The following is a 14,867-nucleotide window of genomic DNA, read 5'->3' on the forward strand; positions in this document are numbered from 1 at the left end:
GGTCACCGGGTCACGCCGTGCGAGGAGGTGGATCAGTACGTCGGCTGGCTCGGGTCGATCTGGCTCACCCAGGCGACCACACCGCCGCCGACGTGCACCGCGTCGGCGTACCCGGCGCCCTTGACGATCGCGAGGGTCTCGGCTGAGCGCACGCCCGACTTGCAGTGCATGACGATCTGCTTGTCGCTGGGCAGCTGCGACAGGGCGTTGCCGTTGAGGAACTCGCCCTTCGGGATCAGCACCGCGCCGGGGATGTGGTTGATCTCGGCCTCGTTGGGCTCTCGCACGTCGACCAGCACGAAGTCACGCTCACCGTTGTCGCGCTCCTTGAGCATGTGCTCGAGCTGGACGACCGAGATCGTCGACCCGACCGCGGCCTCCGCGGCCTCGTCGGACACGGCGCCGCAGAACGCGTCGTAGTCGATCAGACCGGTGACGGTGGCGTTCTCGCCGCAGAGCGCGCAGCTCGGGTCCTTGCGGACCTTCAGCTTGCGGTACTCCATCTCGAGCGCGTCGTAGATCATCAGCTTGCCGGCGATCGGGTCTCCGATGCCGGTGAGCAGCTTGATCGCCTCGTTGACCTGGATCGCGCCGATGCTGGCGCACAGCACGCCCAGGACGCCGCCCTCGGCGCAGCTCGGGACCATGCCCGGCGGCGGGGGCTCGGGGTAGAGGCAGCGGTAGCACGGCAGGTCCTCGCCCAGCATGGGTGCGAACACCGAGGCCTGGCCGTCGAAGCGGTAGATCGAGCCCCAGACGTAGGGGATCTTGAGGAAGTACGCCGCGTCGTTGACCATGTAGCGCGTGGCGAAGTTGTCCGTGCCGTCGACGATGAGGTCGTAGCCCTCGAAGACGGAGAACACGTTGTCGTTGTCGAGCCGCTCGGGGTGCAGCACCACCTCGACGTAGGGGTTGATCTCGGCGATCGACTCCTTGGCCGACTGGCCCTTGGGCTTGTCGATGTCGCTGACGCCGTGGATGACCTGGCGCTGCAGGTTGGACTCGTCGACCGTGTCGAACTCGGCGATCCCGAGCGTGCCGACGCCGGCCGCGGCGAGGTAGAGGAGGGCGGGCGAGCCGAGGCCGCCGGCGCCGATGACGAGGACCTTGGCGTTCTTCAGCCTCTTCTGCCCGGTCATGCCCACGTCGGGGATGATCAGGTGGCGGCTGTAGCGGCGCACCTCGTCGGTGGTGAGCTCGGCTGCCGGCTCGACAAGAGCGGGGAACGACACAGGTACTCCTCGGTGGATCGGACTGCGACCAGGTCCCGTCACAACCAGCGGGACCGTCTCCATGTTCCCCGCGCTGCCCGGACACGCCACGCCATGTCCCGCGATACGGACGCTGGCGCGGCCCGCGGTGCGGATAGGCTCGGCGCTCACTACTCAGGAGTATCAGGAGCACGTCGTGACCGCAGGCCACCCCGACACCGATTCACCGCGACCCCGCGGCGGGCGGATGCCGCGCCGCGAGCGACGCGTCCAGCTGCTCGAGTCGGCCCTCGAGGTCTTCGTCGCCCAGGGCTACCACGCCGCCGCGATGGACGACATCGCCGAGCGCGCCGGGGTCTCCAAGCCCGTGCTCTACCAGCACTTCCCCGGCAAGCTCGACCTCTACCTCGCGCTGCTCGACGCCTCCTGCGAGGAGATCATCGACAACTGCCGCGTGGCCCTCGCCTCGACCTCGGACAACAAGGACCGGGTCGCAGCGACGATGCAGGTGTTCTACAGCTACGTCGCCTCCGAGGAGGGGGCCTTCCGGCTCGTCTTCGAGTCGGACCTCACGAGCGAGCCCGACGTACGCGAGCGCGTGGACCGGGTCACCGTCGAGTGCGCCTCGATGATCGCCGACGTGATCCGCACCGACACCGGCCTGCCCGACGAGGCGTCCGAGCTGCTCGCCGTCTCGCTCGTGGGAATGGCGCAGGTCTCCGCACGGTTCTGGCTCGCGGGCGGCGGCAACATCTCGCAGGACGACGCGGCCTCCCTGATCGCCGGTCTGGCGTGGCGCGGCATCCGCGGCTACCCGATGACCGACGACCACTGACCCAACCATCTGCCCCCCACACTGGGGTCGACGCACATCCCACCCGAAAACTCAGCAAGGAGCATCACGTGGAGGTCAAGATCGGCGTGCAGTACGCCCAGCGCGAGCTGGTGCTCGAGACCGACAGCACGCCCGAGGACATCGAGTCCCAGCTCACCGAGGCCCTGGCCGGCAACGGGGTGCTGCGGCTGGCGGACGTCAAGGGCCGCACCGTCGTCGTGCCTGCCGACAAGATCACCTACCTCGACCTCGGCTCGGCGACGTCGAGCACCGTCGGGTTCCGCTGAGCGGTCCCACCCCTCCGGGCGACCGCAATTGCTCCGGCGACGTCTGACGGTCATGCTGGATGGGTTCGGCACACCATGCCGGCACCAAGCGCCACGAACACGTGGCAATGAAAGGGTGACCAACTCATGGTCGTAGACATCATCGTCCTCATCATCGTGGGGGCCATCATCGGCCTCCTCGGCAAGCTCGTCGCGCCGGGCGACAAGGACAACATCCCGATCTGGCTCACGATCCTCTGCGGCATCGGCGGCGTCCTGCTGGGCTACTGGATCTACTCGTTCTTCGGTGGCGACGGCTCGAACGGCATCGACTGGGTCCGTTGGATCGTCGCGATCATCACCGCGGCTGTGCTCGTGGTCATCGCCTCGACGGCGACCGGTCGCAACAGCAACCACAGCAACCGGGTCTGATCAGCACCACGCTCTTCTGAGCGACGCACGAGGCCCCGCATCCGATCCGGATGCGGGGCCTCGTGTCGTCGGTACGGCCCCGGATGCCGTCAGGAGTCGAGGCCGAGCTCGGCCATCCGGGCGGCGTGCAGCTCGGTGAGCCGGGTGAACATCCGGCCCAGCGCGGCGAGGTCGAGACCGGGACGGTCCACTCCCCCGGCCAGCAGCGCGGTCAGCGACTCGCGGTCGCCGGCGACACGCTGGGCCTGGGTGAGGGCCTCGCCCATCAGTCGGCGGCCCCAGAGCGCGAGCCGGCCACCGAGGCGGTGGTCGGCGGCGATCCCGGCGCGGACCCGCTCGACGATGAACGCGGTCTGGCCGGTGTCCTCCAGCGAGCTGATGATGACCTCGCGGGTCTCGGGGTCGAGGTAGGCGGCGATCTCGCGGTAGAAGTCGGCGGCGAGACCATCGCCGACGTAGGCCTTGATCAGTCCCTCGTAGTAGTCCGACGGCGCGGTGTGGGCGTGGAAGCTGTCGAAGCTGACCCGGAAGGCCTGCATCGCCTCGGCCGGGTCGGCCCCGAGCTCAGCGAGGCGGGCGACCAGCTTCTGCAGGTGGGCGAACTCCGCGGTGGCCATCGCGCCGATCGCGATCTTGTCGTCGATCCCGGGCGCCATCTTGGCGTCCTCGACCAGTCGCTCGAAGGCCGACAGCTCGCCGTAGGCGATCGCTCCGAGGAGGTCGACGGCGGCGCGGCGGTAGTCCTCGTCGGGCGATTCAGTCATGCTCCCAGCGTAGCGATACCATCGGGGTGACCGAGCCGCTGGCGATCTCTTCCGGTGGCCGCCTGTATGTGCGCGGTTGGCAGAGCTTTCCGAGTGGGCTGACCGCATACGCGTGGGACATCCGACTCCTTCTTCGAAAGCGACACCTGACTCGTGACCACCTTCCGTGAACTGGGCGTGCATGCCCAGATCTGCGACGCGCTCGACCGCGCCGGCATCACCACCCCCTTCGCCATCCAGGAGATGACCCTCTCGGTCGCGCTCCTCGGCACCGACCTGATCGGCCAGGCCCGCACGGGCACCGGCAAGACCCTCGCGTTCGGCATCCCGGTGCTGCAGCGCAGCGTCGCGCCGAGCGACCCGGCGTACGCCGACCTGCCGCAGGGCAAGCCGCAGGCGCTGATCGTCGCCCCGACCCGTGAGCTCGCGCTCCAGGTCTCCAACGACCTCCACCTCGCCAGCAAGGACATGGGTCTGCGGGTCCTCACCGTCTACGGCGGCGTCGGCTACGACACCCAGCTCGAGGCCCTCGAGTCCGGCGTCGACATCGTCGTCGGCACCCCCGGTCGCCTCATCGACCTCGCCAACCGCCGCGCGCTCGACCTCTCGCACGTGCACGCGCTCGTCCTCGACGAGGCCGACGAGATGCTCGACCTCGGCTTCCTGCCCGACGTCATCACGCTGCTCTCCAAGACGCCCGAGACGCGCCAGACCATGCTGTTCTCGGCCACCATGCCGGCCGCCATCGTCTCCCTGGCCCGCATCCACATGCGCCACCCGATGAACATCCGCGCCGAGTCGTCCTACGACACCACGATGGTGCCGGCCACCGCGCAGTTCATCTACCTGGCCCACGACCTCGACAAGCCCGAGATCATCGGCCGCATCCTGCAGGCCGACGACGCCGAGAAGATCATCGTCTTCACCCGCACCAAGCGTCAGGCGCAGCGCGTCGCCGACGACCTGGCCGAGCGCGGCTTCAGCTCCTCGCCCCTGCACGGCGACATGGCCCAGGTCGCGCGCGAGAAGGCGCTGGCCAAGTTCCGCGAGGACAAGATCCGCGTGCTCGTCGCCACCGACGTCGCAGCACGCGGCATCGACGTGCGCGGCGTCTCCCACGTCATCAACTACACCTGCCCCGAGGACGACAAGACCTACGTCCACCGCATCGGCCGCACCGGCCGCGCCGGCGCCTCGGGCATCGCGATCACCTTCGTCGACTGGGCCGACCTGCACCGCTGGAAGATGATCAACAAGACCCTCGAGCTGCCCTTCCCCGAGCCGCAGGAGACCTACTCGACCTCCGAGCACCTCTTCCACGACCAGGGCATCCCGGAGGGCACCAAGGGTCGCATCGTGCCGCCGGCGCCGGTGGAGAAGAAGGAGCGCCCCGCCCGCGAGCGTGGTTCGCGTGACGGTGGTTCACGCGACGGCGGTTCGCGTGACGGCGGCACCCGCGAGAAGGCGGCCGGTGACGCCCCGCGTCGCCGCAACCGCAGCCGGAGCCGCACGCGCAGCGGTGCCCCGGTCACGGACACCCAGGCCTGAGGCCCTAGCGGGCCGCCGTCTTCTTGGCGGCGGCCTTCTTGGCGGGCTTCTTGCGCGCCTTCGGGCGCGCGGCACGCTCGACCAGGTTCTCCGCGACGGCGCGGTAGGCCTGCGCACCCTTGCTGCTCCGGCTGGTCGACAGGATCGACCGGCCCGCGGCAGGGGCCTCGGCGAACTTGATGGTCTTGGGGATCGGCGGCTCGACGACCTCGAGGTCGTAGGTCTCGCTGATCGTCTCCAGCACCGTGCGCGCGTGGTTGGTGCGCCCGTCGTACAACGTCGGCAGGACGCCCCACACCTCGAGGCCACGGTTGGTGAAGCGGCGTACGTCGTGGACGGTGTCGAGCAGCTGCCCCACGCCGCGGTGCGAGAGCGTCTCGCACTGCAGCGGGATGAGCACGCCGTCTGCAGCCGTCAGGGCCGCGACGGTCAGCACGCCCAGCGAGGGCGGGCAGTCGAGCAGCACCCAGTCGTAGGCCTCGTCGCCGAGGTCCTCGGCGAGCTGCTCGAGCGCACCCTTGATGACGTGCTCGCGGCCGGTGCGCGTCAGCAGGTCGGCCTCGGCGCGGGCTAGCTCGATCGTGGCCGGCAGGACGTCGACGCCGTCCTCGGTCTCGATGATGATCTCCAGCGGGTCCACGCCCTTGGTCAGGACGTGGTGCACGGAGACCTCGAGGTCCTCGGGATCGATGCCGAGGGAGAAGGTCAGGCACGCCTGCGGATCGAGGTCGACGAGCAGGACGCGGTGTCCCAGCTCGGCCAGGGCCGCCCCGATGGAGGCGACGGACGTCGTCTTGGCGACGCCGCCCTTCTGGTTGGCGACGGCCAGCGTGATCGGGCTCTTGGTGCTCATCGCTGTCCATTGTGCCGGACGGGGTCGCGCCCGGTGGCCGCGTCCTGAAATGCTGCTCCCATGCCTCCCTCGCAGACGACCTCCCTCATCACCGGCGCGACCGCCGGGATCGGCCACGAGTACGCCCGCCAGCTCGCCGCCCGCGGCGACGACCTGGTCCTGGTCGCGCGCGACGGTGCTCGTCTCGAGCAGGTCGCCGACGAGCTGCGCCGCGCCCACCGGGTCGAGGTCGAGGTGCTGGTCGCCGACCTCACCGATCGCGACGCCCTCGCTCGTGTCGAGGCCCGGCTCGCCGACCGCGAGCGACCGATCGACCTGCTGGTCAACAACGCCGGCTTCGGCCTGAAGAAGCGCTTCCTCGACAACTCCGCCGACGAGGAGACCGCGATGCTCGAGGTGCTCGTCACCGCCGTGCTCCGGCTGAGCCACGCCGCTCTCGGCCCGATGGCCGAGCGCGGCCACGGCGGCATCATCAACGTCTCCAGCGTGGCCGCGTTCCTCCCCCGCGGCAGCTACTCGGCCGCCAAGGCGTGGGTCAACAGCTTCAGCGAGTGGGCGCACCTCGAGTACGCGTCGCGCGGGGTGAAGGTCATGGCGCTCTGCCCGGGCTTCACCAAGACCGAGTTCCACGAGCGGATGCAGGTCACCCGCGGCGACGGCTTCCTGTGGCTCGACGTGGAGTTCCTCGTGAGCACGTCGCTCAAGGACTTCGACAAGGGTCGGGCGTACTCGATCCCCGGCGCGCAGTACAAGACCATCGTCGCGCTGACCAGGGCGATCCCCAACCGGGTGCTGCGACTGACGCAGTCGGTCGGGCGCCGCTGAGCCCTACCAGGCCACCTGGCCGACCTCCTCCACCAGCATCGGCCCCGCCGGCCGTCGCAGCTCGGTCGCAGGCACGGTCGCGCGCAGGCTGGCGAACGTGAGGCCGGTGCGTTCCTCGAGCAGGTCGAGCGGCACGAGGTAGGTGTCGAAGTCGTCGAGGAACGCCTGCTCGTCCCACCGGGCGAGGTCGAGGCGCTGGGAGAGGACGAACGCCTTGCACCTCAGCTCGCCGGCCATGCGGTAGACGACGACCTTCCAGTGCTCGCGCGGGACCTGGACGATGCCGCGGTAGGTCGGGTCGTCCTCGCGCAGCACGGGCCCCGCGACGAGCGTGAGCCGCCGGTCCTCGAGTCCGTCCTGGGCGAGCACGGCGTTCTCGAGCAGTCCCCAGGCACCACCGCGCCCGGACTGGTTGAAGTCGTCCATCTGGGGGGTGATGTTGGTGAAGAAGAACGAGTCCGAGTTCGCCGCGCGGGCCTCGTCGAGGGTCCCCCACAGCAGGTCGGAGCGCCGGGCGACGTGCCCGCGGTCGAGCCGGTTGCCGGCATAGGCGTCGTCCAGCGTCTGGTCCGAGGCCGGGATCCGCGGGTCGGGCCCGAAGCGCTCCCCGGACCGGGTGATGGACTCGCTCGGGAAGAGCCGGAGACCGTCGATGTTCCACGCCACCCACCAGGCGAGCCGGCGGGTGGGGTGCATCCGGACCGTGAAGTGCATGTAGTCGAGGAGCGCGCCACCCGGGACCTCTCCGGAGTCGGGCGGCGCGAGGGAGGTGTCGAGGAAGTCGCTGTCGTACCCGAGCTCGGCCATGGGACCAGTGTGCTCCCCGACCCGGGCGCCGGTCAGGCCGAGGACAGCGACAGCAGCCGCTCGAGCTGCTCCGGGTCGGTCGTGTTGACCCCGAGGTCGTGGTCGACCTTGCCGAGCCCGTGGTGGTCGCTGCTGCCGGTGACGACCAGGTCGAGGTCGGCCGCGATCCCGCGCAGCTCGGCGCGATCGGCCGCGGAGTGGTCCTGGTGGTCGACCTCGATCCCGGCCAGCCCGAGGTCCCGGAGCTCCGCGAAGGCGTCGGGGGCGAGGGCCGCCCGCCCGTTGCGACCCCACGGGTGGGCGATCACCGCGACCCCGCCGGCAGCCGTGACGAGCGGGATCATCTCCTCCAGCGGTGCGGCGTAGCGGTTGGCGTAGCCGGGTCGTCCCGGGTCGAGGAACGAGACGAACGCCTCCGACCGGTCGGCGGCGTGGCCCAGGCGCACCAGGGCGTCCGCGACGTGCGGGCGGCCCGCGGCGACCGAGCCGCCGGCCTCGCGCCGTACGTCGTCCTCGGTGATGTCGATGCCGTGGCGGCGCAGCGCCTCGACCATCGCGGGCGTGCGCTCGGTGCGCCCGGCCAGGATCCGGTCGAGCATGGCCACCAGCGGCGGGTCCGTGGGGTCGGGCAGGTAGGCCAGCAGGTGCACACCGCGGTGGCGGAACTTCGTGCTGATCTCCAGGCCGGGCACCAGCGCGATGCCGACCTCCTCGGCCGCCCGCGCGGCCTCGCCCCAGCCCGACATCGCGTCGTGGTCGGTCAGCGCGACCACGTCGAGGCCGGCGGCCTTGGCGGCGCGGACCAGCTCGCCCGGGGTGTCGGTGCCGTCGCTGGCGGAGGAGTGCGTGTGGAGGTCGATCCGCACGTCAGCTGTTCCACTTCAGCAGCACCGGGGTCTCCCGCTCGAAGCCGAGGACCGACACGGTGGAGGTGTCCAGCCGGAAGAACCGGCCCTCGTCCGCCGGCTGGCACAGCCAGCGGGCCGTCAGCACACGCAGCGAGTGACCGTGGGCGAAGACCAGCACCCGGCCGTGCTCCCGTACGCGCTCGACGACCCGGTCCAGCCGGGCGGAGACCTCGTCCGCGCTCTCGCCACCGGGCGAGGGGTGCGTCCACACGGTCCAGCCCGGCACCGTCTCGCGGATCTCCGGGGTCGTGATGCCCTCGTAGTCGCCGTAGGCCCACTCCGCCAGGTCGTCGTCGACCTCGGCGTGGGCGAACCCCGCCAGCTCGGCCGTACGACGGGCGCGCTGGCGCGGGCTGGTGAGGACGAGGTCGAACTCCACCTCGGCCAGCCGCGGCGCCAGCGACGTGGCGCCCGCCTCGCCGATGTCGGTGAGCGGGAGGTCGGTGGTGGAGGTGTGCTTGCCGTCGCGACTCCACTCGGTCTCACCGTGGCGGACGACCCAGAGCTCAGGACCAGCGTCAGACATGCGGCGAGTCTGTCACGATGCACGCCATGACCGATCTCCCGCGGGCCCGGCTCGCGATCGCGGCGGCGTTCCTCGTCCAGGGCCTGGTCTTCATCAGCCTGACCACGCGGCTGCCACGCATCCAGGAGCGGTGGGACCTCGGCGAGCTCGCGCTCTCGGGGGTGCTGCTGATGATGGTGCTGCTGGCCGGTGTCGGCTCGCTCGTCGCCGAGCGGCTGGCGCCGCGCCTCGACAGCGCGGTCGTCCTGCGCGCCGGGCTGCTGGTGGTCGCCGGGTCTGTCGTCGTGCTGGTGCTGGCGCCGTCCCTCGCCGTCTTCGTGCTCGGGCTCGCGGCCTACGGCGTGGGCCTGGGGATCGTCGACGCCACCGGCAACATGCAGGCCGTCGCCCTCGAGCACCGGATGGGCCGGGTCGTCCTGCCGTCGTGCCACGGCGCGTGGACGCTCGGTGGCGTGATCGGCGCGGTCCTGACCCTGGCCACGACCGACGTGCCGTGGTCGGCGATCGCGCTGGTGGCGGTGCTGCCCCTGCTGGCCTCGGTGGCGCCGTACCTCCCCCGCGACCACGGCGTCGCCGCCACCTCCACCGCCATCCCCACCTCAGCAGACGGCGACGTGCCGTGGCGGGCGATCGTGATGGTCGGCCTGGCGCTGGTCGTCTTCTACACGGTCGACACCGCCGCAGCGACGTGGGGACCGGTCTACCTCGACGACGTCTTCGACGCGCCCGAGGGACTGGTCGCGCTCGCGACGCTCCCCTACCTCGTGGCCACGGGACTGGTGCGCCTCGTCGGCGACCGGCTGACAGAGCGGGTCGGCGCCGTGCGGTTGCTGCGCGTCGGTGCTGCGATCGCCCTGGTCGCCCTCGTGGTCGTCGTGGCGGCGCCGTCGTGGCCGGTCGCGGTGCTCGGCTTCACGCTCCTCGGGTGCGGCGTGGCCGTGGTGGCTCCGCTGAGCTTCTCGGCCGCGGCGGCGCTGGCCGGGCGCGACGCCGATCCGGCGACCCGTCAGGCGCGCGTCGACGCGGTCGTCGCGCGGTTCAACCAGTTCAACTACGTCGGTGCGCTGCTCGGTGCGGTGATGACCGGGGTGGTGGGTGCCGGATCACTGCGGGTCGGTTTTGCGGTACCCCTCGTGCTGGTGGTGGCCCTGTTCTGGCTGGCCAGGGCCTTCGCACCGGCGGACGACGTCGTGGACGTGTCCGCCGGCGCGTGACCAGCGGGCGGCTCAGACGCCCCCGCCACCTGCCTTGCGCCGGTGCATCGGCTTCGCGACGTTCTTGTCGTTGACCTCCGAGCCGTGGGCCTTCTCCTTCGAGCCGGCACTGTCGTCGGGGTGGTCGTGACCCTTCTTGCGGTCGAGGGCCTCCCGCATCTTCGCCTTGAGGTCTGCGTTGGGATCCTGGTCAGCCATGGGTCTGCTCCTCGGTCGGCGTGTCTGGTCCTTCGTCGCCCACCCTGCCAAACCCGTCAAGCAGGGTCGAGCGGTTATCACTGCGGGCTGCGACGAGAGGGCCTCTGCAGCACGTCGATCCTGCCGGCGAGCTTGCCCATCAGCCGGTAGACGTGCCAGCGGCAGTCGCCCAGCATCACGTCGTACGCCGCGCTGCCGAACTCGTCGCGGTAGCGCTCGGGTTCCCGCAGCAGCCGGGCCAGGTGCAGGAGGGCGCGCCCGGCGTGGCCGTCCTCCTCCTGCGAGCGCTCGCCCCACTCCCCGGCCAGGTCGATCGTGTCGACGACCTCGAGCCCGGAGTCGGCGATCGCGGTGTCGATGACGGCGGGCTCGGCGGAGTCCGGCACGACACCCATCACGTCGAAGAGCCAGTCGGCCTCGTCGTCGCCGAGCAGGTCGGTGGCGACGGTCTGGTGGGTGACGACGTAGCCGCCCGGTCGCAGGGCGCGCGCGAACTCCGCGAACGCGGCGCCGGGGTCCTCGACGTGGACCATCACGTCGCGGCACCAGACCAGGTCGAGCGAGCGGTCCGGGACCGGGAGCCGGGTGGCGGACCCACGCTCGAAGGAGACGCGCGAGGCGATGTCGCCGACGACCTCGCGGCGCGCCGCGCGGGCGAGGTCGAGGTGGCGCTGGACCGGGTCGATGCCGAGCACCCGGAAGCCGAAGTGCGTCGCCAGCCGGAATGCGTACGCCCCCTCGCCGCAGCCGACGTCGACCACGCGGCTGTCCGGTCGCAGGTCGAGCTCGCGCACGACCTGCAGCAGGATCGACGGGTCGCGCGGCGCGAGGCTCTCGTCGAGACGCGCGGCGAAGGCCTCCTCGACACGCGGGTAGGTGTCGTAGAAGAACGCGCGATCCCAGGCCACAGGGAGGATTCTGCCCGTCCGCGTCGCCTCATAGGATCACCCCATGGCCCGGCGCGTGTTCCTCCACTGCGGAACCGCGAAGTCGGGGACCACGTTCCTGCAGGACCTGTGGTGGCGCCACCGCGACGGGCTGCGCGAGCGTGGCCTCCTGCTGCCCGGCACCGGACCGCGTGACCACTTCACGGCGGCGGCCGTCGTGAAGGGGATGACCGCGGTGGTCGAGACGCTCCGTGACCGCGAGCGCGACGCCTGGGAGCGACTCGTCGACGAGTCACGGGACTGGCCCGGGGACGTGCTGATCAGCAACGAGCACTTCTCCGACACCCCTCCCGAAGGGGTCGCGGCCGCGCTCGCCGACCTGGCCTCGGTGGCCGACGAGGTGCACGTGGTCCTCACGGCACGCGACCTGGGCCGGGTGCTCCCCTCGGCGTGGCAGCAGCGGGTGAAGATGGGGGCACGGCAGCCCTACCGGCGCTTCCTCGCCACCGTCCGGCGCGGGGAGGAGGACCAGAAGTTCTGGCGCTACCAGGACGTGCCTGCGATCCTGGCGCGCTGGTCGCCGGGCATCCCGGCCGACCGCGTCCACCTCGTCGTCGTGCCTCCCTCGGGGGCTCCCCGCGACCAGCTCTGGGTGCGGACGGCCGAGGTGCTCGGGGTCGACGTGACCGACCTCGACACCGAGGCGCGCCGACCCAACGACTCGCTCGGCCTCGTGGAGGCCGAGCTGCTGCGTCGGATCAACGAGGCCCTCCCCCGCTCCGGGCGTTCTCCCGACCTCACCCGTCACATCAAGGGCACGTTCGTCCCGGAGCTGCTCGCCGGCTCGACCGCGCGCGAGTCCCTCGTGGTCCCCGCCAAGCACCACGCGTGGACCCTGGAGCGGTCCCGGGAGATCGTCGCGAGCGTGCGCGCGAGCGCGTACGACGTCGTGGGCGACCTCGACGACCTGCTCCCTGGCCCTTCACAGGAGGGGCGCACCCCCGACGAGGTGAGCGAGGAGGAGCTGCTCGGCGCGGCCGGGACAGTGCTCGCGCAGATCGACGCAGAGGCGTCGGCAGGGACCCTGGACGAGGCGGTCGCCCTCATAGCGGCGGATCTCCGGGCGCAGGTCGAGCCGTCGGCCTCCGGTCGAGCGGTGTCCCACGAGGATCCCGCGCCACCCGGATCCCCCTCACGCACCGCCCTCGGGCGGGTCGTACGACGGATCGCCGGTCAGCGCGGGACGAACGCCCAGTAGTCGAGGTCGAGCAGCACGCCGTCGGCGTACGCCGCCTGTCCTGAGCCTGTCGACGGGTCGTCGCGGCGCAGGGTCATCGACTCGTCACGGCCCTTGGTCGCCACCAGCCGCAGCCGCAGCGCGCCCAGGCCCGGGGCGTCCAGCACGACGGTGTCGAGGACCTCCGACCAGGCGTGCACCGTGTCGCCCGCGAAGGCGGGGGCGACGTGCGCGCCGGCGTTGATCGCTGCGACCAGCTGGGCGTTGGCCAGTCCGTTGAAGGACAGCGCGCGGGCCAGCGAGATCACGTGACCCCCGTAGACCAGCCGTCGGCCGTCGGGACGGACCTCGGTGCTGAAGTGCACCTTGGCGGTGTTCTGCCACAGCCGCGTGGCCATCATGTGCTCGGCGTCGGTGAGGGTCACCCCGTCGACGTGGTCGATCCGCTCCCCCACCTCGTAGTCGTCGAGCAGGTGCGGCGAACCGGCCGCGACGCGGTCGTACGCGCTGAAGTCGAGACCGGCGGGCACCACCAGGTCCTCGGGCGCCACGGCCGACGCGAGCGTGGGCACGACGGTCTCCGGTGCCGGGGAGTCGGACGAGCGCTTGTGCACCATCACCCAGCGCGCCCAGTCGATCGCGACCTCGCCCCGCTGGTTGGTGGCGGTCGAGCGGACCCAGACCACGCCCGTCCTCCCGTTGGAGTTCTCCTTGAGTCCGATCACCTCCGAGCGCGTGCGCAGGGTGTCGCCCGGCACGACCGGGACGTGGAAGCGGCACTCGGCGTAGCCCAGGTTGGCGACCGCGTTGAGGGAGACGTCGGGGACGGTCTTGCCGAAGGCGATGTGGAAGCCGACCAGCTCCTCGACCGGGTGCTGGGCCAGGCCCACCGAGGCGGCGAACTCCGCCGACGACGGCAGCGCGAACCTGGTCGGGTAGATCGCACCGTAGAGCGCCCGGTCACCCTCGGTGACCGTGCGGGGCGTGGCGTGGTCGATGACCTGCCCGACGGTGAAGTCCTCGAAGAAGTTGCCGGGGTTCGTCTTCATGCCGGACATCGTGCCGCAGTCACCGAGTCAGGGCGCGTAGGGGTGGCGGCGCTGGACCTCACCCGCCGGCGTGGTGCTGAGGTAGCCGGACTCGCCGAGCTCGTTGCCGACGTAGATGTTGAGCTCGGTGGGCTCGCCGTTCCACCGCACCAGGAGGGCATGGGTGAACCGTCCCTCCTCCACGTCGAGGCCCTGCTCGGCGACCTCGATGTTGGCGAACAGCCGGCGTACGTCGATCGCGCCGGCGTCGACGCGTTGGCTCGGGCCCCTCACCGCGGCGGCCGTCGTGTCCTGGCGCCAGTCGCCGTCCCAGGTCCACCGCTCCATCCGCGGCCGCGCGCCGCGCACCGGCACCTGCACCCCGACGCGCTGGGGGAAGAAGCCGACCTCGAAGGCCTCGAGCGTGCCGAACCTCTTCTCGTAGGCCCGCAGGAACCGCCGCACCTGCCCCGGCGTCATCTCGAAGGATGCGGGCTCTGCCGCAGCGGCCTGCGAGGACACGGCCGGGGCATCGATGCCCGTGGACGAGGTCCAGTCGGAGTTGCCGGTCGAGAGGAACACCAGCGGCACGAGGGCCAGCACACCGACGACCGCCGCGACGACGCCCGCCACGACCAGCCCGGTCCTGGCGGGACGACGGTCGGACGCCACCGCGTGGAGCTGCGCCGGCGACAGCGGTGCAGGACGGACGACCTCGTGCGCCGCGGCACCTTGCAGGTCCCGCGTCAGCCCGGTCAGCTCGTCGAGCGTCTCGGCCGACAGCGCGCGCGACACCCGCAGCTCGCGGTCGGCGTCGCCCAGCTGCCCGTCGACGTACGCCGCCTCGATGGTCTCGACGGCGCGGTCGCGGTCGGCGTCGCGTGCGCGGAAGTCCCCCATGGCGGGAGTCTAGGCCGCTGCACGCGCGCCGGGACCGACTGCGGAGCCGGCCTAGTCCTTCGTGCTGAAGGCCGCGTCGAACGAGGCGGACGGCGCGTCGAACGCCAGGCGACGCACGAACTCCAACGCCTCCGGCGCACCCACGAGCCGGTCCATCCCCGCGTCCTCCCACTCCACCGAGATCGGCCCGTCATAACCGATCGTGTTGAGCATCCGGAACGACGCCTCCCACGGCACATCACCATGCCCGGTCGAGACGAAGTCCCACCCCCGACGCGGATCCGCCCACGCCAGGTGCGACCCCAACCGACCATTACGACCATTGCCGACCTGACGCTTCGCGTCCTTGCAGTCCACGTGATAGATCCGGTCCTTGAAGTCCCACAAGAACCCCACCGGATCCAGGTCCTGCCACACGAAGTGCGACG

18 protein-coding genes are annotated in these 14,867 nt (G+C 71.2%); 7 read left to right on the top strand and 11 right to left on the bottom strand.

Annotated elements, in window-relative coordinates; translation table 11 throughout:
- Positions 1-32: 32 nt before the first annotated feature.
- Positions 33-1,232: an adenylyltransferase/sulfurtransferase MoeZ gene (moeZ, locus tag BM127_RS09740; protein WP_091197895.1), complete on the bottom strand. Its 1,200-nt coding sequence runs from the start codon at positions 1,230-1,232 to the stop codon at positions 33-35.
- Positions 1,233-1,458: 226 nt separating this feature from the next.
- Here moeZ and BM127_RS09745 point away from each other — a divergent pair, with 226 nt between their 5' ends.
- From BM127_RS09745 to BM127_RS09755, 3 genes are all read left to right on the top strand, one after another.
- The gene (locus tag BM127_RS09745; RefSeq protein WP_091197898.1) at positions 1,459-2,046 is read left to right on the top strand and encodes a TetR/AcrR family transcriptional regulator; all 588 of its coding nucleotides are present in this window, start codon (positions 1,459-1,461) and stop codon (positions 2,044-2,046) included.
- 68 nt (positions 2,047-2,114) lie between these two features.
- Positions 2,115-2,333, top strand: a complete 219-nt coding sequence (locus BM127_RS09750) for a DUF3107 domain-containing protein (protein WP_091197901.1) — start codon at positions 2,115-2,117, stop codon at positions 2,331-2,333.
- Positions 2,334-2,459: 126 nt separating this feature from the next.
- Positions 2,460-2,744, top strand: a complete 285-nt coding sequence (locus tag BM127_RS09755) for a GlsB/YeaQ/YmgE family stress response membrane protein (protein WP_091197903.1) — start codon at positions 2,460-2,462, stop codon at positions 2,742-2,744.
- An 89-nt stretch (positions 2,745-2,833) separates the two neighbouring features.
- Here BM127_RS09755 and BM127_RS09760 read toward each other — a convergent pair whose 3' ends face one another.
- Entirely contained in the window at positions 2,834-3,508 is a 675-nt protein-coding gene (locus tag BM127_RS09760; RefSeq protein ID WP_091197904.1) for a ferritin-like fold-containing protein, read from the bottom strand.
- A 153-nt stretch (positions 3,509-3,661) separates the two neighbouring features.
- On the opposite strand from BM127_RS09760, the gene BM127_RS09765 reads away from it, so the two are divergent.
- Positions 3,662-5,056, top strand: a complete 1,395-nt coding sequence (locus BM127_RS09765) for a DEAD/DEAH box helicase (protein WP_231263357.1) — start codon at positions 3,662-3,664, stop codon at positions 5,054-5,056.
- A gap of 4 nt (positions 5,057-5,060) precedes the next feature.
- Here BM127_RS09765 and BM127_RS09770 read toward each other — a convergent pair whose 3' ends face one another.
- Positions 5,061-5,909, bottom strand: a complete 849-nt coding sequence (locus BM127_RS09770) for a ParA family protein (protein WP_091197905.1) — start codon at positions 5,907-5,909, stop codon at positions 5,061-5,063.
- 60 nt (positions 5,910-5,969) lie between these two features.
- On the opposite strand from BM127_RS09770, the gene BM127_RS09775 reads away from it, so the two are divergent.
- Complete coding sequence (locus BM127_RS09775) at positions 5,970-6,734, top strand: SDR family NAD(P)-dependent oxidoreductase (protein ID WP_091197908.1); 765 nt, start codon at positions 5,970-5,972, stop codon at positions 6,732-6,734.
- A gap of 3 nt (positions 6,735-6,737) precedes the next feature.
- Here BM127_RS09775 and BM127_RS09780 read toward each other — a convergent pair whose 3' ends face one another.
- The 3 genes from BM127_RS09780 to BM127_RS09790 are packed head-to-tail and all read right to left on the bottom strand — an operon-like array spanning position 6,738 to position 8,975.
- Positions 6,738-7,541 (bottom strand): DNA/RNA non-specific endonuclease, encoded by an 804-nt coding sequence (locus BM127_RS09780; protein WP_091197910.1) that lies wholly within the window; start codon positions 7,539-7,541, stop codon positions 6,738-6,740.
- A 32-nt stretch (positions 7,542-7,573) separates the two neighbouring features.
- Entirely contained in the window at positions 7,574-8,407 is an 834-nt protein-coding gene (locus BM127_RS09785; protein WP_091197913.1) for a PHP domain-containing protein, read from the bottom strand.
- A gap of 1 nt (position 8,408) precedes the next feature.
- A complete protein-coding gene (locus tag BM127_RS09790) occupies positions 8,409-8,975 on the bottom strand; it encodes a histidine phosphatase family protein (RefSeq protein ID WP_091197915.1) in 567 nt (188 codons plus the stop codon).
- Positions 8,976-9,001: 26 nt separating this feature from the next.
- Here BM127_RS09790 and BM127_RS09795 point away from each other — a divergent pair, with 26 nt between their 5' ends.
- Positions 9,002-10,189 carry an MFS transporter gene (locus BM127_RS09795; protein ID WP_231263358.1) on the top strand — a complete coding sequence of 396 codons (1,188 nt, stop codon included), beginning with the start codon at positions 9,002-9,004 and terminating at the stop codon, positions 10,187-10,189.
- A gap of 12 nt (positions 10,190-10,201) precedes the next feature.
- Here the strand turns inward: BM127_RS09795 and BM127_RS09800 are convergent, their stop codons facing one another.
- Both BM127_RS09800 and BM127_RS09805 read right to left on the bottom strand, forming a co-directional pair.
- Entirely contained in the window at positions 10,202-10,387 is a 186-nt protein-coding gene (locus BM127_RS09800) for a DUF5302 domain-containing protein (protein WP_091197920.1), read from the bottom strand.
- Between the two features lie 77 nt (positions 10,388-10,464).
- Positions 10,465-11,295 (bottom strand): class I SAM-dependent methyltransferase, encoded by an 831-nt coding sequence (locus BM127_RS09805; RefSeq protein WP_101228953.1) that lies wholly within the window; start codon positions 11,293-11,295, stop codon positions 10,465-10,467.
- 43 nt (positions 11,296-11,338) lie between these two features.
- Here BM127_RS09805 and BM127_RS09810 point away from each other — a divergent pair, with 43 nt between their 5' ends.
- Positions 11,339-12,532 carry a hypothetical protein gene (locus BM127_RS09810; RefSeq protein WP_091197924.1) on the top strand — a complete coding sequence of 398 codons (1,194 nt, stop codon included), beginning with the start codon at positions 11,339-11,341 and terminating at the stop codon, positions 12,530-12,532.
- Here BM127_RS09810 and BM127_RS09815 read toward each other — a convergent pair.
- The 3 genes from BM127_RS09815 to BM127_RS09825 all read right to left on the bottom strand — a co-directional run.
- Positions 12,508-13,560, bottom strand: coding sequence for a MaoC family dehydratase (locus BM127_RS09815; protein ID WP_231263359.1), 1,053 nt, complete (start codon positions 13,558-13,560; stop codon positions 12,508-12,510). The genes BM127_RS09810 and BM127_RS09815 overlap by 25 nt on opposite strands.
- 27 nt (positions 13,561-13,587) lie before the next feature.
- A complete protein-coding gene (locus BM127_RS09820; protein ID WP_091197928.1) occupies positions 13,588-14,439 on the bottom strand; it encodes a DUF1707 domain-containing protein in 852 nt (283 codons plus the stop codon).
- Positions 14,440-14,490: 51 nt separating this feature from the next.
- Positions 14,491-14,867, bottom strand: a 377-nt coding sequence (locus tag BM127_RS09825; RefSeq protein WP_244889169.1) for a sugar phosphate isomerase/epimerase family protein, incomplete at its 5' end; no start/stop codon positions are given.

The sequence above is a fragment of the Nocardioides alpinus genome (genome assembly GCF_900112035.1).
GTDB classification, from domain to species: Bacteria; Actinomycetota; Actinomycetes; order Propionibacteriales; family Nocardioidaceae; genus Nocardioides; species Nocardioides alpinus.